The organism is Rahnella aquatilis CIP 78.65 = ATCC 33071 (assembly GCF_000241955.1).
GTDB classification, from domain to species: Bacteria; Pseudomonadota; Gammaproteobacteria; order Enterobacterales; family Enterobacteriaceae; genus Rahnella; species Rahnella aquatilis.
Genome location: NC_016835.1, coordinates 418,164 through 437,674 on the forward strand (window position 1 = coordinate 418,164; position 19,511 = coordinate 437,674).

Annotated in this window: 14 protein-coding genes and 1 pseudogene; 9 read left to right on the forward strand and 6 right to left on the reverse strand. The window is 52.2% G+C overall.

The window, feature by feature from the left end:
* Window positions 1–52 precede the first annotated feature (52 nt).
* A complete protein-coding gene (locus RAHAQ2_RS23870; protein WP_014341955.1) occupies window positions 53–583 on the reverse strand; it encodes a fimbrial protein in 531 nt (176 codons plus the stop codon).
* An 80-nt stretch (window positions 584–663) separates the two neighbouring features.
* Window positions 664–1,386: a fimbria/pilus periplasmic chaperone gene (locus RAHAQ2_RS23875; RefSeq protein ID WP_014341956.1), complete on the reverse strand. Its 723-nt coding sequence runs from the start codon at window positions 1,384–1,386 to the stop codon at window positions 664–666.
* Window positions 1,387–1,910: 524 nt separating this feature from the next.
* On the opposite strand from RAHAQ2_RS23875, the gene RAHAQ2_RS23880 reads away from it, so the two are divergent.
* From RAHAQ2_RS23880 to fbaB, 4 genes are all read left to right on the forward strand, one after another.
* Window positions 1,911–3,263, forward strand: a complete 1,353-nt coding sequence (locus RAHAQ2_RS23880; RefSeq protein ID WP_014341957.1) for an SrfA family protein — start codon at window positions 1,911–1,913, stop codon at window positions 3,261–3,263.
* 4 nt (window positions 3,264–3,267) lie between these two features.
* On the forward strand, window positions 3,268–6,240 hold the full coding sequence (locus RAHAQ2_RS23885; RefSeq protein WP_014341958.1) for a virulence factor SrfB: 2,973 nt from the start codon (window positions 3,268–3,270) through the stop codon (window positions 6,238–6,240).
* Complete coding sequence (locus tag RAHAQ2_RS23890) at window positions 6,237–8,612, forward strand: virulence factor SrfC family protein (protein WP_014341959.1); 2,376 nt, start codon at window positions 6,237–6,239, stop codon at window positions 8,610–8,612. Before RAHAQ2_RS23885 ends, RAHAQ2_RS23890 begins: the two co-directional genes overlap by 4 nt.
* A 187-nt stretch (window positions 8,613–8,799) precedes the next feature.
* Window positions 8,800–9,849, forward strand: a complete 1,050-nt coding sequence (gene fbaB, locus RAHAQ2_RS23895; RefSeq protein WP_014341960.1) for a class I fructose-bisphosphate aldolase — start codon at window positions 8,800–8,802, stop codon at window positions 9,847–9,849.
* Window positions 9,850–9,913: 64 nt separating this feature from the next.
* Here fbaB and RAHAQ2_RS25370 read toward each other — a convergent pair.
* Window positions 9,914–10,069, reverse strand: a pseudogene (locus RAHAQ2_RS25370) (type 1 glutamine amidotransferase domain-containing protein); the annotation flags it as partial.
* 102 nt (window positions 10,070–10,171) lie between these two features.
* Here RAHAQ2_RS25370 and RAHAQ2_RS23900 point away from each other — a divergent pair.
* The 3 genes from RAHAQ2_RS23900 to RAHAQ2_RS23910 are packed head-to-tail and all read left to right on the forward strand — an operon-like array spanning window position 10,172 to window position 13,806.
* A complete protein-coding gene (locus RAHAQ2_RS23900) occupies window positions 10,172–11,857 on the forward strand; it encodes a molecular chaperone HscC (protein WP_014341961.1) in 1,686 nt (561 codons plus the stop codon).
* Window positions 11,858–11,861: 4 nt separating this feature from the next.
* The gene (locus tag RAHAQ2_RS23905) at window positions 11,862–12,434 is read left to right on the forward strand and encodes a molecular chaperone DnaJ (RefSeq protein WP_014341962.1); all 573 of its coding nucleotides are present in this window, start codon (window positions 11,862–11,864) and stop codon (window positions 12,432–12,434) included.
* Window positions 12,435–12,474: 40 nt separating this feature from the next.
* Entirely contained in the window at window positions 12,475–13,806 is a 1,332-nt protein-coding gene (locus tag RAHAQ2_RS23910) for a J domain-containing protein (RefSeq protein WP_014341963.1), read from the forward strand.
* Between the two features lie 32 nt (window positions 13,807–13,838).
* Here the strand turns inward: RAHAQ2_RS23910 and amyA are convergent, their stop codons facing one another.
* Together amyA and proP are read right to left on the reverse strand one after the other, a co-directional pair.
* Entirely contained in the window at window positions 13,839–15,320 is a 1,482-nt protein-coding gene (amyA, locus tag RAHAQ2_RS23915) for an alpha-amylase (RefSeq protein WP_014341964.1), read from the reverse strand.
* A gap of 123 nt (window positions 15,321–15,443) precedes the next feature.
* Window positions 15,444–16,946 (reverse strand): glycine betaine/L-proline transporter ProP, encoded by a 1,503-nt coding sequence (gene proP, locus RAHAQ2_RS23920; protein ID WP_014341965.1) that lies wholly within the window; start codon window positions 16,944–16,946, stop codon window positions 15,444–15,446.
* Between the two features lie 292 nt (window positions 16,947–17,238).
* Between proP and RAHAQ2_RS23925 the strand changes: the two genes are divergently transcribed.
* Together RAHAQ2_RS23925 and RAHAQ2_RS23930 are read left to right on the forward strand one after the other, a co-directional pair.
* A complete protein-coding gene (locus RAHAQ2_RS23925; protein WP_014341966.1) occupies window positions 17,239–18,420 on the forward strand; it encodes an oligogalacturonate lyase family protein in 1,182 nt (393 codons plus the stop codon).
* 3 nt (window positions 18,421–18,423) lie between these two features.
* Window positions 18,424–18,744: a cupin domain-containing protein gene (locus RAHAQ2_RS23930; RefSeq protein ID WP_014341967.1), complete on the forward strand. Its 321-nt coding sequence runs from the start codon at window positions 18,424–18,426 to the stop codon at window positions 18,742–18,744.
* 69 nt (window positions 18,745–18,813) lie between these two features.
* Here RAHAQ2_RS23930 and RAHAQ2_RS23935 read toward each other — a convergent pair whose 3' ends face one another.
* The gene (locus RAHAQ2_RS23935; protein ID WP_013577754.1) at window positions 18,814–19,452 is read right to left on the reverse strand and encodes an RpiB/LacA/LacB family sugar-phosphate isomerase; all 639 of its coding nucleotides are present in this window, start codon (window positions 19,450–19,452) and stop codon (window positions 18,814–18,816) included.
* Window positions 19,453–19,511 lie beyond the last annotated feature (59 nt).

Genomic DNA, 19,511 nt, shown 5'->3' on the forward strand with positions numbered 1-19,511 from the left:
TGAAATGAAGGCCTCAACAGACTCATCTGATTGAGGCCTTAAGGTTTATGAATTAAATAGTAGTTGCATCCTGGAAGAGATAAATACTTACAACACCCTTATACATACCTGTTTCAACAGTACCTTTAGTCGCCTGAGAGATTTGCAATTCTTTTGCTACAGAACCGGTATTTGCTGCGTCGGCACCATTAGGGAACAGAACTGCAGTTGTTAAATCGATAGGGGTAGCAACGCTGAGTGCGTCCCCGCCCCAACTGACATTCAGTGGAATTGGATTTGCTTCTGGACCGGTATTATTAATTAGCTGAGGGTCTGTAATCAATTGCAAATGAACATCACCAGCATCAGAAGTGGTTGCGTTGGACCAGATTTTAGTCATCATTGAAACAGGAGAGAGACCATTCCCTGGAATATATTGCATTTCAACAGACTTTGGTAATGCACTGCCATCAGATAATGTCATATCAATAGAAGCATCAACATTCGCGGTTACAGTAATGTCTTTCTGAACAGCAGAAGTCGTGCCAGTAAATGAAACTAACAAAGCTGCAATTACCAGTGGTTTTACCATTGATTTTTTCACGTTTTTCTTTCCTTGGGTTAGACTTAATTACCATATATATCATGATCACATTTCTGTGCTTCAATGATTACTTCAGGGGTTCACTTCAGACTGAACTCCAATCTTTCATTATTTGTTTTCCTGATCCAATCTTTATATTTGATCACTAATTTTTCATAACCTGCTGTATCAGGCAAATTGTATTCCTTGTCCGGAAACAGATTGTGATTATCTTCTTTCCAGACGCATTCCTTGTCTTTCCCCCCGTGCTTACACAAACCAATATTTATTATTTTTATTCTCTGAGTACCATTATTATGCAAAAAATGATGATCAGGGCTTAAAGCCACATCAATGCGGGGGTGTAATGGCGGGATTGAAACCAATATCCCCCAAACTAAATTTACACTGACTTCGGTATCTATAGCCTTACCGTTTTCAGATACATGATCGTCATCAAGAGAAGGGACCGCCTGAAACATGACCCGATATATTTCCTCTTTTTCTGGAACATTCATCGCAACAAAACGAACAAGTTTGCTGCTCCCACCAGGGATGGCAAATTTAGGCGGCATGACAACCAGTTCGTTGCCAGAATAAGAATTAACATCAACTTCTTTTTCTTCAGGTGTGCCTGGGTTGGTTATTTTTAGCGTTTTTGTCTTAACAAACTGAACATCATTAGTCTTGGATAATAAACGTACGCTGCCTTCACCTTGAGTATCAAGTCCGACTGCCATCGGATAAATGGTCATATTGGCGCTTGTCATAAAGCTGAAAAAAGCCAACATAAAAAACCATTTATTTATACGTAATAAATACATAAAAAGACCTTTGAACCCTATTGATAAAATGGCGTTGTACATAGCTTGCTAATGATGGTATGTGTATGATGCTTATAAATCCAATGGTGATTTCTTAATTCGCAAGTAACTTATCTTAATGATGAAGTGTTTATTTAGATGAAATGTTAATAGTGAATCGTTAGTCAGCGGCTTTATATTTTACACTGTGGCTAACTGGTTGTGGGGTTTTATATGGCATTGATGAATAATGTTATTATATATATCGCAAAATTATTATTGTTAATATAAATGCCTCGTGCTCCAGCACTGGTATTGTTTTTCCAGAACCCACTGTTCAAAAGAGAGGATGAGGCTATTGATATATGTTGCATCGTTGATGACCTCCCGGTCATCATGACAGATTCCGCCACGCCACAAACAGCCACCTTTTTTATCGCTTATTCACCCGTTTGATTTCGCTTAAATCGCCTAAAGTGGCAGCATCATGAACCTTTTCTGCCTGCGCGCTGGCGCGGAGCAAAACACATAAAGGCTATTCAGGCGTGGCAAAATCATTTTTACGCAGTGGCAGTCTCAATGACATCCTTGCGCTGGGCGAAAACGGGCAACCGGTTTACGCATCAGCCCTGCAATTACGCGAAACTTTACGTCTGCGTAAACAACCTGCAATTGCCGACTGTCTGGCGATCCCGCAACTTAATGAGGCCGGTGACCGCCTCGACTGGTATTCACCCCGTGAAGGCAAAGTCGTTTCCTGGGCCGCTGCCACAGATACCGCGCGCGCATCGGCTTTGCGCCAGCTCGAGAACTGTCTCGACACCGTGTCGCAGATCAGCAAAGCGGCAAAATCTTCTGAAAAACCCGCCACGCAGTTTTTTGGTTCTTTACTGGAAAAAGCCTTCCGTTTTCCGGATCAAAACCACGTGTATCTGGTCGGAGGGCAGCCTGTACTGACCTTCTGGGGCTTCCTGAGTCTCGACAGCGTCAGTCAACCTGATCCTTTTGCGGCGCTGCGCAATACGCTGACCGCCGGTGAACCCCTGCCAGCGCTTTCACTGGCAGCAGAAAAAATTAAAGCGCCGGAACCGGTCGTTGAACAACCTGAACCGGTTCGTGTGATTAAAACCATTGAAGCCCGTGCGGCTGAACAGGAAATTGCCGTGCCGGAACCGGTTGTGGCTCCGCGCCGGAAAAAATCTCCGCTGATCTGGGCGTTGCCGGTCGCTGCACTGGTCGTCGCCGGTTCTGCGGCTGGCTGGTTATATTCCCGCGTACCTGCGCCAAAAGTTGAAACCGCGAAGACCGAAGCGCCTAAACCTGCTCCGGCAGCAGAACCGGTGGTGATCGCTCCGCCGGCAGTGGCTGAACAAGTGAAAGCCCCTGAAGTGAAAGCGCCTGAACCGGCACCGTTACCGGTTGCCCCGGCCGCTGTGGTGGTGCCTTCTGCGCAACCCGTCGCAGAAGTGGAAAAAACGCCGATAGTCACTGAGCCTGCTGCTGCGCCGGTCAGCAAAAATGCCTTAGTGATGCCGCCTGACGCGGTAAAAATCGGCTCGACGAAATTCCTCAACGGTAACTGGCAAGTGGTGTTGGATATCAAAGATCCGGTTACCGGTAAGCCGCCGGTGCTGCGTTATCAGTTCAAACAAGGTCAGGGCACGGTGAAAATCACCTATGGCGCGGGCGTGACCTGCCGCGCGGCGGCGAATGCCGGGCTGATGCAATCGGGGAATCTGGTCATCAACAGCCGTTACCGGGCGAAATGCAGCGACGGCTCCCGTTATCAGATGCCGGAAATCAGTTGTACTCAGGGCGCGACTGGCGCTGCCGTGTGTCAGGGCCGTTATACCGGCGACACGGTTTACCCAATGACCATTAAGCGCGAAGGTAAATAACAGCATGCTGGCAACCCTTACAGATTTTAAGCAAAAGATTACCCTGATCCGGGACAGCGGCATCCAGTTCCTCGACTTCGCGCTGAAGCCGGTGTGGGATGACGGATTACCTGCCAAATTTGTGCGCAAGAGCGCCAACGGTCCGCTATTGCGCCTCGACTATAATCCGCAAAATGGTCGTCACTTTTTACCGGGGCTGGAGGGCGGTGCGCCGGAAGTGGTGCGACCTGAATTTAGCTTCCCGCTGGAACAGTCGCTGAAACTGCTCGATCAGATCTGGCTGCCGTTACCGTTTTTGCGCTTTAATCCGCCGCGCACCTTTATGGCGGGTCCGGACAACTGGGCGCGGGTGCAAATCCGTCAACTTGACACGCCTGAAGCCGATGGCAGTACACACCGTGTGGTGATTGCCTTTGATACCCGCGTGGTGGAAGGCGATGGCGAACAAACCCAACTGGCACCGACGCAGGATGATGTGAAAAACGGCATCAGTTTTGCGCTGGCGTGGCATAACGAAGAACTGCCCGATTTCCTCGATCAGACCTGGGTGGACGGCTGGTTACGTGAAGTGTTCACCGAGCAGTCCGCAATCCGCGAGGAGCGGGAAGCGCGCAATATTAAAGTCGCCCTGCGTGAGTTTGAATATCAGGCGCATTACCTGAATCTGCTGGAAATGCTCGGCAGCCAGCTCGGCATTCCTGAGCTGAAGATCAACGGCGCGACGCTGCAGGAACCGGCGATCAACGTGGATCTGATTCTGGATGTGGGTAACTCGCACACCTGCGGCATTCTGGTGGAAGACCATGTGGGTGAAACTGATGGCCTGAAGCAAACCAGCGAACTGCAACTGCGCGACCTTTCTCAGCCGCATTTTCTTTATAACGAACTGTTTGAAAGCCGGGTGGAATTCGCCCAGGCACGCTTTGGTAAACCGAACTTCTCCGTCGAAAGTGGCCGCGACGATGCCTTTATCTGGCCATCCATTTTACGTGCCGGTCGGGAAGCCAGCCGTCTGGCGCTGCTGCGCGAAGGCACGGAAGGATCGACCGGGATTTCCAGCCCGCGCCGTTATTTGTGGGATGAAGACAGTTATACGCCGGGCTGGCGTTTCAGCCAGGGTGGTCACGGTGCGGTGACCGAGCCGGTTGCTGCAGCCATGCCGCTGACATTCCTGATCAATGACGACGGTCAGCCACTGTCTGATTTGCCTGCGGAAGACCGTTTGCCGGTGTTCTCCGCCCATTACAGCCGCAGTTCGGTGATGACGCTGATGCTGTCTGAACTGCTGGCGCAGGCGCTGATGCAAATCAACAGCCCTGCCCAGCGTACCCGCATGTTGCGCTCTTTCGCACCGCGTCAGTTACGCAATATTATTCTGACCCTGCCTTCGGCAATGCCGAAACCGGAGCGTGAAATATTCCGCCGCCGTATGCAGGAAGCCATCGGGCTGGTGTGGAAGTCCATGGGCTGGCATCCGTCGGACGACGCGTTTAAAAACCAGGCGGACAAAGCCAAAAGCAGCGTGCCGGTGCCGGACGTGCAGATGGAATGGGACGAAGCGACCTGCGGGCAAATGGTCTATCTCTACAACGAAACGCAGGTGAATTTCGGCGGCCATACCGGCGAATTTTTTGCCAGCATGGCGCGTCCTGACCGCGAACTGGCGGATGATGAGCCGGTGGGTAAAACCCTGCGTATCGCCTCGATTGATATCGGCGGCGGCACGACGGATCTGGCCATCACGCAATACTGGCTCGACGACGGTATGGGCAATAATGTCAAAATCACGCCGCGTCTGCTGTTCCGTGAGGGCTTTAAAGTTGCGGGCGACGACATTCTGCTGGATGTTATTCAGCTCTATGTATTGCCTGCGTTACAGGCGGCGCTGAAGAAAGCCGGTCTGGCCAATCCGGACAGTCTGATGACGCGCCTGTTTGGCAGCGAGGGCCGCATGGATGGCCACGCCACCTTGCGTCAGCAAAGTACGCTGCAAATATTTATTCCGCTGGCGCGCTCCGTGCTGGAGGTTTACGAACGTTTTGATCCGCTGGATACCCATGCAGAAATCGATGCGCCATTCGGTGAATTGCTGGAACAGACACCGACGCAGAAAGTGCTGGATTACCTGCATACCGAAATCCAGCGCGTTCTGCCTGCCGGTTCGGCGGTATTTGATATTCTTCAGGTGCCGCTGGTCCTGAAACTCAGCAAGCTGCACAGCGAGTTTTTATCCAACCGCATGAGCATTACGCAGAACCTGCGTTCGCTGTGTGAGGTGGTGTCGTTGCATGACTGTGATGTGTTGCTGCTGACCGGCCGCCCTTCGCGTTTCCCCGGCATTCAGGCGCTGTTCCGCCATCTGCAACCGTTGCCGATCAACCGCATGCTCTCGCTTGATGGTTATCACACCAGCGGCTGGTATCCGTTTAATAAACTCGGGCGCATCGACAACCCGAAATCCACCGCAGCCGTCGGCGCGATGCTGTGCCTGCTGGCGCTGGATTTGCGTCTGCCGGGGTTCTATTTCAAAGCCGGAGATTTCCAGCCGTATTCGACGGTGCGCTATCTCGGTATGCTCGACGGCAATCAGGTGCTCTCTGAAGATAACGTCTGTTACGGTGATATCGATCTTGATGCTCACGATTACAAGCTCGACAGCGCGGCCAGTTTCCGTATTCGCGGTGCCATTTGTCTGGGTTTCCGCCAGCTGGAAAATGACCGCTGGCCTGCCTCGCCGCTGTATACGCTGTCCATTGCGGAGCCTGAACTGGCGCGCAAAGTGGCGGGTGACAGTGTGCTGCGGGTGAAACTGGCGGTAAAAAAAGGGGAAGATCACCCGACGCCGGAATTTTTTGATATTGCCAGCGCGGTGCTGGATAACGGCACCAAAGTGCCTGCTCATCACCTGCGCCTGCGGCTAAATACACTGGGCGAGAGCCATTACTGGATCGACAGTGGGAGCGTATTCGTCTCATGACAACAAGCACGACAGAAACAAACGCCGGTCTGACCACCAATGTGTTGCAGCGTCAGTTTACGGCGGTCTCTGACACTATCGGCGGGGCGCTGGATTGGGTCGAGACCACACGCGCCGACGCTCCGCGTCTGGATCTGGAAGCCGACCGGCTGAATTTGCAGTTAATACGTTGCCGCGAGAAAGCACAGCGTCTGGCGCTGGCCTGTGAACTGCCGCCAGCATTGGGTTTTTACGGGCATTCTCAGGCCGGAAAGTCATATCTGATTTGCTCGCTGGCGTCCGGAAACTACGGGCGGCTGGAAACCCGTCTCGGCGGTGTCACGCTCGATTATCTGACCCAGATTAACCCTGGTAACCGCGTGGCGCGTTTCGCCACCCGTTTTACCCGGCAGGCAGACGTCAGGGATCGCGCATTTCCGGTACGCGTGCTGCTGCTCAATGAAGCCGATCTTGCCCGCATCGTGATCCGCGCTTTCCAGCCGGACAGCCATTCTCCCGTGGCGGACACGCAGCATATCACCGAGCACCTCAGTAAACTGATGATGCACCGCCAGCCGGAGCCGGTAGACGGCTTTACCTGCGAACAGATGATGGGATTATGGGATTCCATGATTCGCCTCGACCCCCGTCGTTTCCGCCATCTGAATGCGCATTACTGGCCGGTGGCGGTGAAGCTCGCGCCTTATCTGAATATCGACGATCGCGCACGTCTGTTTTCCCTGTTATGGGGCAATGAACCGGCGCTGACGGCGGCTTACCGCCATTACGCGCACACGCTGCAACATCTGAGCGGCGCAGAAAGCCTGCTGGCCCCGCTGAGCATTCTGGTTGATGAGGCCATGCAACCGGCAGACGGTATTTTCAGCCAGTCGCCGGGCTGGGATATGCAGATCCCGGTCTGCCCGCAGTTCGGCGATGAAAGTGCACCTCCTGTGACGTTGTCACTGACTGAGCTGACTATGCTTGCCTCCGAAGTGCAAATTCCCCTGCTTTCGCCCCCGCGCGAAGTGCTGTTCGAACAGATCGATCTGCTGGATCTGCCGGGCTATGGCGCGCTGCCTGATGAAAGTGGTGATGATGAGAATTCCGCCCTGTTCCGCGCAAAAATTTCTTATCTGCCGGAGCGCTATACCGATCGTCACGAAATGAACATGCTGATGGTTTGTACGGCGGCTGACGTGCGTGATGACGTGGTGGCCGTAGGCCGCACGCTGGAATACTGGGTGAAGGAAATGCACGGCGAAAATACGCAGGTGCGTGGCCGCCGTAAACCGGGGCTGGTGTGGGTATTAACGCCGTTTGATCGGCGCGTGAACGGCTCAGCGCATTTCGACGAGGCCGTTCAGCGTCATGTGGGCAATCCTGGCGATGCCTGGGGGGCGCTGCTGGCCATGGATGATCGTGGTCTGCAACGTATGGCTGATTATCTGGTGGCAGAAATTCGCCCGGAAATCCGCCTGAACCGCCTGAACGAACTGCGTGACGAACTGCGCCGTGAACTGGCGGATAACCTGCTCGGACGCTGGTATCAGGCCGGTGACGCGGCTGATCCGGCGCAAAAACAACGCACGGTTCAGACCGTCATTAAAGCGCTGCAAACCCGCACGGGCGTTCACGGCGAGCTGCTGGAAAAACTGCTGCCTGGCCGCGACGAACTGCACCGTATTTATCATGAGCATGCCGGTCTGCCAGCCGAAACAGGCGAGCAGGATGAAGGCGGCGCAGAAAGTTTTGGTATCGGTATTGATATCGATTTATTCGCTGAGCAGCAGGACGTGCCGGTCTGGCAGGAAAAACCTGACGACGGCACGGCGTTTGCGCGTCAGGTTCAGCGTTACTGGATTAACCATCTGCGCAGCCTGCCGGAAAACGAACCGTTGATCGCCCTGCTTGGCGTGGCTAAACCGACAGTCGAGTTACTGATGGAAGAGCTGATCACCATCAGTTTCCGGCTGAAAATGGGCGATGCGCTGGTTCGTTCACTCGGCGGCGCGTTATCTGCGGGGGCGCGTGAACATGAGCATCACGCGGATCGTCAGGTTTCCCGCGCACTGACGGTGCTCGGTGATTTTGTTGCCTGGCTGGGTTTTGAGAAACAAGCGGAAGCCGAACGCCCGGAAAGCCGTATCAATAAGGGCAATAAAATTTTTGCCAAGCCGAAGCAAAGCGTTGCCAGCTGGAAGTCATCCCGGCGCCTGACAAAACTTTCGGCCACGCCGACCAATTCCACGGCCTTTTACATCTACGACTGGCTGGTCGGTTTGCAGGAAAGCATCATGCGCAACGCCGGTTACGCCGCAGGCGGAGAGATCCCGGCGCAGCAGCGTGAAAGTCTGGCCAGCTTGTTAAGAATGCTGAAAGCAGAAAACTAAGTTAAACAAACGGAGTCACAAAAAGTGGCTCCTTTTTTTGCCCGGATTGCACCACATTGCGAGCCGAAACAAACACAGAACCGCAACATGAGTTACACAAACCGATCGTAATCCGTCTATACCTAGTGGGGTAAGAAAATATCATTCACCGCTTTGTGCCCCACACAGAGCAGAAACGGAGTCCATTATGACTGATATCACTAAGTTGTTAGGCAAAGAAGCCGATTCACTTCTTCAGCATCAATGTTCCACTATTACCTCAGACCAGCTCTGCCTGCCGGGTGCCGATTTTGTTGACCGCGTGATGATCGACAACAACCGTTCGCCGCGCGTACTGGCCGCAATGCAAAATCTGTATAATACCGGACGGTTAGCCGGCACCGGTTATCTGTCGATTCTGCCGGTTGATCAGGGCGTTGAACACTCTGCGGGCGCCTCGTTTGCCGCCAATCCGCTGTATTTCGATCCTAAAAATATTGTTGAGCTGGCGATTGAGGCCGGTTGTAACTGCGTGGCGTCAACTTATGGCGTGCTGGCCTCGGTTTCGCGCCGCTATGCGCATAAAATTCCGTTCCTGGTCAAACTCAATCATAACGAAACCCTGAGTTATCCGACGCAATATGACCAGACGTTGTATGCCAGTGTGGAACAGGCGTTTAATCTGGGTGCGCAGGCTGTGGGTGCGACCATTTATTTTGGCTCAGAAGAGTCACGTCGCCAGATAGAAGAAATTTCAGCCGCTTTCGAGCGGGCACATGAACTGGGCATGGTGACGGTGTTGTGGGCATATCTGCGTAATCCGGCATTTGTGAAAGACGGTAAGGATTACCATTCGAGCGCTGATTTAACCGGCCAGGCAAACCATCTTGCAGCGACCATCGGCGCAGATATCGTGAAACAGAAAATGGCGGAAAATAACGGCGGCTACAAAGCGGTTAAATTCGGCTATACCGATGAACGTGTTTATTCAACACTCACGACTGATCACCCGATTGATCTGGTGCGTTATCAGCTGGCGAACTGTTATATGGGGCGTGCCGGATTGATTAACTCCGGTGGGGCCGCGGGCGAGAATGATATTCAGGAATCCGTACGCACGGCGGTTATCAATAAACGTGCTGGCGGGATGGGACTGATTCTGGGACGTAAAGCCTTTAAGAAATCGATGAAAGAAGGCGTGGGCTTGATTAATGCCGTTCAGGATGTGTACTTAGACCAGAAAGTCACCATTGCCTGAGCCTGAGTTTGCACAATAAAAATGGCCGGAAGATAACTCTTCCGGCCCGTATCACTTCATTCAATTATTTGCTCAGTTGCTGAACCAACAGTTCTGCCGCTTCTGCGGAAGAGCCCGGATTCTGCCCGGTGATCAGCAGACCGTCCTGCACCACGTAAGATCCCCAGTCAGCGCCTTTCGAATACACGCCACCCAGCGCTTTCAGTTCAATTTTCGTCAGTATTTAAATCTCCTCATCTACAAAATCTCCTCAACTTTCTGTAAATTCGGCCGATGATAATTCTTTCTGTTGTTTTCGTTTTTAGTTTCTGGGGTGATACGGATGTTGATAGGAATAGATTTAGGCACTTCAAACTGCGCAGTTGCCATCTGGCAAGACGGTCAGTCCGTTCTGGTTCCTAACGTCTATGGAAAAAATCTGACACCCTCAGTGATCGGTCTCGATGACAATGGCCACATTCTGGTCGGCGCACCGGCACAGGCGCGGTTATTTACTCACCCTGATCTCACCCTTTCCAGTTTTAAACGCTTTATGGGCACGGAGCATCAGTTCCGGCTTGGTCACCAACACTTTCGTGCGGAAGAGCTTTCTGCCCTTCTGCTGCGCAGCCTGAAAGCCGATGTTGAGCAACATTGTGGCCGTGAGGTGACGCGCGCCATTATCACCGTCCCCGCTTATTTTAATGATATTCAGCGCAAGGCCGTGAAGGCCGCCGGTGAACTGGCGGGACTGCAGGTCGAGCGTCTGCTCAATGAACCGACAGCGGCGTCACTGGCCTACGGGCTGGTGAATCAGCAGGAACAGAAATTTCTGGTGTTCGATCTGGGTGGCGGCACGTTTGACGTTTCCATCATCGATATGTTCGAAGGCGTGATTGAAGTGCGTGCCAGCAGCGGGGATGTTTTCCTCGGTGGTGATGATTTCACCCGCAGCCTTGCCGTCTGGATGCTGGCGCAGTATCCGCAGCTGGATAAAGACGACAGCGCTCTTTTCGGTCAGTTAATTACGCTGGCGGAAAAAGCTAAGCACCAGCTGACCACGCAAGACAGTACGACGCTCAGATACACCTGGAAAGACAGTTCGCTGAACTGGACGCTGACCACTGAAATTCTGGCGCAATGCTGTGAAAGCACGCTGGAGCGGATGAAAAAACCGGTGATTCAGGCGCTGCGCGATGCCAGGTTCTCCGCTGATGAAGTGGATCACGTCGTGCTGGTGGGCGGCGCAACGCGAATGCCGCTGGTACGTCAGGCAGTGGCTCGCCTGTTCGGGCGCTTCCCGCGCAGTGAGCTGCAACCGGACGAAGCCGTGGCGCTCGGTGCCGGTATACAGGCCGGACTGGTCTTGCAGGATCAGGCACTTGATGACATCGTGCTGACCGATGTGATGCCGTTTACGCTTGGCATCGGGATTTCCCGGCCGAAAGGTGACGGTTATGAAGACGGTCATTTTCTGCCGCTGATTGAGCGAAACAGCTTTGTTCCGGTGAGTCGGGTGGAAAAAATCGTCACCATTTCCGATCAGCAAAAGTACCTGAATCTGTCCATTTATCAGGGCGAAGCGCGACGGGTAGCCGACAATATTCTGCTCGGATCGCTGACTGTCGATGTGCCTCCGCGCCCGGCAGGCGAAATGGCTGCCGATGTGCGTTTCACTTATACGCTCGACGGCATTCTGGAAGTGGAGTGTAAAATCACCAGCACCGGACTGGTGGAAAAACTGGTGATCGAGAAAGCACCGGGCAGCCTGACACCCGCGCAAATTACCGCAAGCCTGCTAAAACTGGAAAACATCAAACAGCATCCGCGTGAGCAACTGGTCAACCGCCAGCTGGTAGCCGAAGCCAACGCGTATTATGAACAAAGTCTTGGCGACCAGCGGCAGTTTATCGCCGATCAGTTGTATCGTTTTGAGCATGTGCTCGACACGCAGGATGCCCGGCAGATCACGACAGCGCGCAGGGAATTTGAGTCACTGCTGATGCATTTGCGCAGTGAGTGGGAATAACTTGATGGGGATCTGGTCAGTGCTCGGGATAGAACCCACGCAGGACATCACCGCCATCAAGCGGGCCTATGCGCGGCAACTCAAAAGTACGCGACCCGATCAGGATCCCGAAGCGTATCAGCACCTGCGGGAAGCGTTTGAATCAGCCCGGCGTGGCGATCATTTTTGGAATATCAGTGACGCTGTCACTTATTCATTTCCTCTCCCATCGCTTACTGATGACGCGGTAATCCGCCAGACGCAGGTTCACTTTCTGGTCTCCGATACCGTCAGCCTGTTGCTGGAAAATGAGCAGGCTGGCCTGGATCTGCTGAAAGTCTGTTTGTCGGAAGAATTGCTGCAAAATCTTCAGTTGCGCGAAATATTCAGCCAGCAGCTGGCGTGGGATCTGGCGGAGCGTGAAGGACTGACCGCCTCGGTACTGGCGAAGGTTGCCGTGCTGATGGAATGGGAAATTGACCATTATCAGCCCGCCGGGATTTCGATTTATCAGCTTGATGCGCTGCATCAGCAGATAGAAAACACCGCCGGGGGGCGTTACCGGGATGATTCCGGCGCGCCATGGGGTGAAGGCTGATGTTTCTTTTCAATTCAGGATTTATGAGGTGGTCGGCGGAATGAGCAGCCAGGGAATTTGGTCAGTTTTAGGCATTGAGCCCACCCAGGATCTCAGCGTGATTAAACGGGCTTATGCCCGACAGCTGAAAAATACCCGTCCGGACCAGGATCCTGAAGGATATCAGCGGCTGCGCGAAGCCTTTGATGCGGCAAAACATCAGGGCAATAATACGGTTTTAAGTGACGTTGTCACAGATGAGATGCCTCCCGCTGAGGTTCCGGCACCGCCCTTTTTACCCCGACCCGCTCCGTTTGAACCTGTTAATGAAATCAGCCAGGAAACCTATCGCGATACTGCTTTACGGCGAAAAGTCATTTCGCAGGCCGCTAAAATTACTGATGAAATGATGGAGAATGAAACGGCCGGTCTGGAGCATCTGGACGCTTTTATCAAGAGTAATGTGTTGCAAAACATTGAGTTGCACGAATTATTCAGTCAGGAACTCGCAGAACAATTAAGTGATCGTGACGGGTTATATTCTGCGCTGCTGATTAACGTCTCCGGTATCATGGGCTGGGATATCGACCACTATCAGCCCGAAGGCATTTCTGCTTACCGGCTGGCGGCCCTTCAACGTCAGGTTGAGATGACCGATGCGAAACGTTACTGGTCGGTGATGGTACGTGAATATCAGGATTGTGCATTAAATCGGTTGCGTTTGCGGTTACTGACTGTGGAAGGTGCCACCGTTCCCTGGTGGGCAAAGCTTGTGCCCGATTTTATGACATCACTGAGCAATAAACTCAGAGAGATCAGGATGTATCATCCTGCGTTATTACCGTATTTAAATTCTGTGCTGCTGAAAACACTGTCTGAAACCCGCGTAGCGCTGAGTTGGGGAGCTGTTTTCCTGAACGGTTTCTGGCTTTTGCTGATCATGCTGACGACACGTGAGCATTCTGAGCCGTGGCGCTCACGCATCCTACTTATCGCGATCATCGGGTTATATATTCACGGTTACAGTTATCTGGAGCGAAAGTTGCGTTATCGCCCGCGTATGTTATGCGTGACTGAATGTGTGTTGTCGGTGCTCTCGACCGCCATTATGGTGAAGATAATGCTGGGCTTTTTCACGATGTTTAAGCCTGACGCAGGAAATCTGGTTATGGCAGCGACCCATTATGGTGTACTCAGCGCCAGCAGTTTTTGCGTGCTCTGGATGATGTCGCCAAAACATTGGAAATGGTACGGCGTGCCGTTAAACGCGATGATCGTTTTGGCGATGTTGCCGTGGCAGTTGATGAGAAAAAGTGCCGGAATGGTCAGCGTTGTAGCGTTTATCGCATTACTGGGGGTGTATTCCCTGCTGATTGCTTTCGGATTTCGTTAAGGTACGGGCGGTTAATCCCGCCCGCGCCTGTTTTACTCCGTCATGATCCAGACACTGACACTGCCTGCTTCGCAATAAAATTGTGCGCTGCCGTTCTCGTCGGTTTCGATGACATCGCCACGGTTCTCCAGTATGTCCCGCCATTTTTTACCGGCGAAGTTGTCGCCCAGTTCAATCGTTTTCTCGCCTGCCTCGCCGTTGGACATCACCACCACGCAGCCCGGATGTTCTGCGGTGCCGCTGCGTGAAAACGCAATGCAGTTCGGGTGATCGAAATAATCGGTTTGTGCGCCCCATGCATAGTTCTGGCGGGCTTTGATCAGCGTTTCCAGGTGGGTAACTGCGGGCAGATTAATCGTGTAAGTATTACCGTCCTCCCCTTGATCTTCATAACTTGCGCCGAATAAATCCGGATAAAACACGATCGGCACGCCCTGTTCCCGCAACAGGATTAACGCGTAGGCCAGCGGTTTGAACCATGGCTCAACCGGTGCTTCAAGAGACTGTAACGGCTGGGTGTCATGATTGGCGACCAGCGTCACGGCATGCGAAGCATCGGCGGCAACCAGCGTGTTATCAAAAATGGTCGTCAGGTCGAAATCCGCACCCTGCTTTGAGGCGTGGTGGAAATTCAGCTGTAACGGCGCATCGAACAGCATGGTTTTGCCTTCCACCTGATGGATATAATTTTGCAGTGTCTGGACGTCGAATGACCAGTATTCCGCGACCACATACATCGGTTGTTCGGCTTCCGCCTGTATATGGTCAATCCATTCTTTATAGAACCAGGCCGGAATATGTTTCACCGCGTCAAGACGGAAACCCGTACAGTGGGTTTGTTCCATGATCCAGCGGCCCCAGTATTTGAGCTCCTCGCTGACCGCGTTATTACGAAAATCGACGTTGGCCCCCATCAGATAATCATAATTACCGAACTCATCATCGACCTGATCGTTCCAGCCGCCGCCGGTGTAATCGTTAACGATTTTGAAAATGCCCTGTTCGTCCGGATTTTCGATGTGGTCAACACCGCTGAAGCAGTGAAAATCCCAGATGAATTTCGAATACTTGCCGTTACGGGCGGCAAAAATGAAACGGGTCCACGCTTCAGCTTCAATAATGTCATCACTGATTTCTTCGCGGTTATCCATGTTAACGCGGTTAACCTGCACGCGTTCTTTCTCATCCGCTCCCATTTTATGATTGAGCACCACGTCAAGTATAACGCCCAGGTTATGCTGTTTCAGCGCGCCGATGGCGGCGAGTAACCCCTCTTTGTCGCCATATTTGGTGGCCCGGGAGCCTTTCTGTTCAAACTCGCCCAGATCAAACAAATCATAAGTATCATAGCCAACCGAATATCCTCCCGATTCACCTTTACAGGCAGGCGGGAGCCAGGCAGCGGTAATGCCAATTTCTGCCAGCCAGGCGGCTTTTTCGGCCACTTCCGGCCACAGCTTCCCACCATCCGGGTAATACCAGTGAAAGAACTGAAACAACGTAGGATTCTGCATACAGACTTTCCATTCAGATGATCAAGGAAATGAAGTATGGAGCAGGAATGTAAAAAATGCGGCAAAAGGCAAAAAAAAGCCGGTCAGCAGAGTGACCGGCCTGGAGCATGCCTGAGAACGGGATCAGTTGATATCAGGGTGCTGGGCAATCAGATTCTTTCTTTTGGCTTCAAGTTCAATAATCTGCGCATCAATATCTTCAATTTTCTGCTCAATGTTATCGTGATGCTCCTGAAGAATTTCACGCGCCTCTGCACGGTCTGAAGCCGCCGGTGTTGCGCCTTTCAGCGGACGGTTGGCCGTTTCTTTCATGAAAATACCGGTCACAAGGCCAATCATGGCGACAACCATCAGGTAATACGCCGGCATGTACAGGTTATTGGTTGTTTCCACCAGCCACGCAGCGATCGTTGGCGTCAGGCCCGCAATCAGTACCGACACGTTGAAAGCAATCGCCAGCGCGCTGTAGCGGATATGCGTCGGGAACATAGCCGGTAATGTTGAGGCCATCACACCGATGAAGCAGTTCAGCAGTACCGCGAGGATCAGCAGACCTAAGAAAATCAGGCCTATGACATCACTGTTAATCAGAATGAAGCACGGGATCGCCAGAATAAACAGGCCGATACTGCCGATAATCACGAAAGGCTTTCGGCCAAATCGGTCACTGAGCATCCCCATAAAAGGCTGTACGAACAGCATACCGACCATGATGGCGATGATGATCAGCACGCCGTGATCTTCAGAGTAATGCAGGCTGTGCGACAGGTAGCTCGGCATATACGTCAGCAGCATGTAGTAGGTGACGTTGGTGGCAATCACCATGCCCACGCAGATAATCAGCGGACGCCATTGCTTGGTCAGGATTTCACGGAACGAGACTCTTGGCGGTTCTGCAATGTCTTTGCGCGCATCGCTGTCGATTTTATCCACATGCTGCTGGAATGTCGGGGTTTCTTCCAGCGCGTGACGCAGGTAAATACCGATCAGGCCCAGCGGAGCGGCGATGAAGAACGGAATACGCCAGCCCCATTCGAGGAAGTTCGCCTCGCCCACAATGCTGGAAATCAGTACCACGACGCCTGCACCGAGAATAAAACCGGCGATGGAGCCGAAGTCCAGCCAACTGCCGAGGAAGCCACGTTTCCGGTCAGGAGAATATTCCGCCACGAAAATTGCTGCACCGGTGTATTCGCCACCGACCGAGAAACCCTGCGCTAATTTTGCCAGTAACAGCAAAATAGGTGCCCAGATACCGATGGAGGCATAACCCGGTATCAGCCCGATACAGAAGGTACTTACGGACATGATAATGATGGTGACGGAAAGGACTTTCTGGCGGCCAAATTTGTCGCCAAGCGCACCGAAGAACAGGCCACCGAGCGGCCTGACGAGGAACGGAACGGAGAAGGTTGCCAGTGCGGCAATCATCTGAATACCCGGATCTGCCCCCGGGAAAAACACCTGCCCTAATGCAAAGGCCACAAAGCCATACACACCGAAATCAAACCATTCCATTGCATTACCCAGCGCGGCGGCGGTAATGGCTTTTTTCAGTTTGGTGTCGTCAATGATAGTAATGTCATTGATTTGCATAGGTTTAACACGTTTTTTTCTTAATCTCATCTTTTACATCCCTTTTCTAAAATACTCCACCGTGTAAGCGTGAGATATTTTGTTCGTACTCTTTAATCATCCAGAGCATAAATAGTATTTGAACAAGCTATATCATTATAGGATGGTTTCACGCTGTGGCAAAAGCCAACCGTTTTGTGATCAGCTTTGCACTTTTGTTTTCACCCGCCGTCGTTTCACCTCACTAAGTGGTAATGTGTTTTCAAATTAATGAAACTGCATTTTAATTAATGAAAAGGATGCCGGAACAGCGGCTCATTTCACATGACTTATGGGGTGAATCATGGCAAAAGGTTCTCAGATTCAATTTAGTTTCCACACCGTTCAGGATCCTCAGACGGGTGTCCGCGTGACCCGTTTAACGCCGCCTGATGTGTTGTGTCATCGCAACTATTTCTATCAGAAATGCTTTACACGCGATGGCAATAAACTGTTGTTTGCCGGTGAGTTTGACGGCAACCGCAACTATTACTTGCTGGATCTTGGCACACAGAAAGCGGTTCAGCTGACGGAAGGCAAAGGCGATAACACCTTTGGCGGTTTCCTCTCGCCGGATGATCAGTTTCTTTACTACGTCAAAAACGAACGCAGCCTGCAGCGGGTAACACTGGCTGATTTTAGCGAACATACTGTGTATCAGGTGCCGGAAGAATGGGTTGGCTACGGCACCTGGGTGGCCAATAGTGAATGCACCAGTCTGGTCGGTATCGAAATCAGTCGTGAGGACTGGACGCCGCTGTCAGACTGGAAAATCTTCCAGGAGTTCTATCACAGCAATCCGCATTGCCGTCTGTTGCGTGTCGATTTACTCAGCGGGAAATCCCGGGTGATCCACGAGAAAAACGAATGGCTCGGACACCCGATTTATCGCCCGTTTGACGACAGCACCGTCGCTTTCTGCCATGAAGGCCCTCACGATCTGGTTGATGCACGGATGTGGCTGGTGAATGAAGACGGCAGCGATGTACGCAAAGTGAAAGAACATGCACCGGGTGAAAGCTGTACACACGAATTCTGGGTGCCGGACGGCTCCGCACTGATGTATGTGTCTTATCTGAAAGGTCAGCATGATCGCCATATCCGCCGCTTTGATCCGCAAACTGGCGAAGATATCTGTCTGATGACTATGCCGGCCTGTTCGCATCTGATGAGTAACGAGAATGGCACGCTGCTGGTCGGTGATGGTTCCGGTACGCCGGTTGATGTAAAAGACACCGCCAGCCATACCATTGAAAACGATCCGTGGCTGTATATTTTCGACGCCAGAACCCGTCGTCATGCCCCGCTGGCTGCGCATAACAGTTCATGGCAGGTGCTTGATGGTGACCGTCAGGTGACGCATCCGCACCCTTCTTTCTCGCCTGACGATCGTCACGTACTTTTCACCACCGATTACGAAGGCTTACCGGCGCTGTATCTGGCGGAAATCCCGGATGCCCTGCTCAGTTCATTACGCAAGGATTAACCGATGTTTACCTTTAAAAAAGATATTCCTTTACAGGATCTGGGGGACGGTGTGAGCCGTCGTGTTCTGGCGCATGACGGCACCATGATGGCCGTTGAAGTATACTTTGAAGAAGGCGCCGTCGGTCCGATGCATAACCATGTGCATGAACAGCTGACCTACGTGTTGTCCGGCCGGTTTAAATTCACTATCGGTGAGGAAACGCATGAAGTGAGCGCAGGCGATACGCTGTATAAAAAACCGTACATCATGCACGGCTGCGTGTGTCTGGAGAAAGGGGTGTTGCTCGATACCTTTACGCCGCAACGACAGGATTTCTTGTAATTGTTACCCGCATAATAAAACCGGTGCTACATGAGCACCGGTTTTTTTGACACCACAAAACACGAAATCTTACGCGAGGATTTCACGCACGAAGGTTTCGATCTCTTTGTTCTGGCAGTTTTCAAAGAAACATTTCTGGAAACGTTCGCCGGTGACGGCAGTTTTCACCAGTTCCGGATCGATGGCACGCAGGGTATCCAGATAGTTTTCTTTTACCACTGCGGCTTTCACCTGATTCAGAATACCGGCGTTGCGCACCTGAGGTTCTTTGCGGTCAGCCGGATAGCCTTCTCCTTTCACGCCGGTAAAGGCCTTTTCGAAGATGAAACGCACGTTCAGTTCTGCGCCCCAGCCGAAGCCTTTAGCGAATGGCAGTGATAATGCATTGCCGTTGTTGATTTGCGCAAACAGGAATGCATCCGCCGGATCAATACAATAACCGCAGTTAACGCCCGGATGAATGTTCAGAGACATCAGTGCGCCCTGGCCGGTGCCGCAGCCTGCAACGACAAAATCCACCGCTTTGGAATTGAGCAGAATACTGGCCATGATGCCCAGATGGATGTATGTCAGGTGGTGATCCTGTTCGTCAGACATGCCCACGTTGTAGACCGGATACTCTTTTTCCGATGCCACGGCGTTGAGTTCTTTCAGGATGATCGCGTTTTTAGCGGCCTGACTGTTTTCCATCATCAATGCAATTTTCATGAGATTTCCTCTTTGGGCAGCGGGGTAACCCGCTGCTGTCGGTGAATGTTTATCAATAA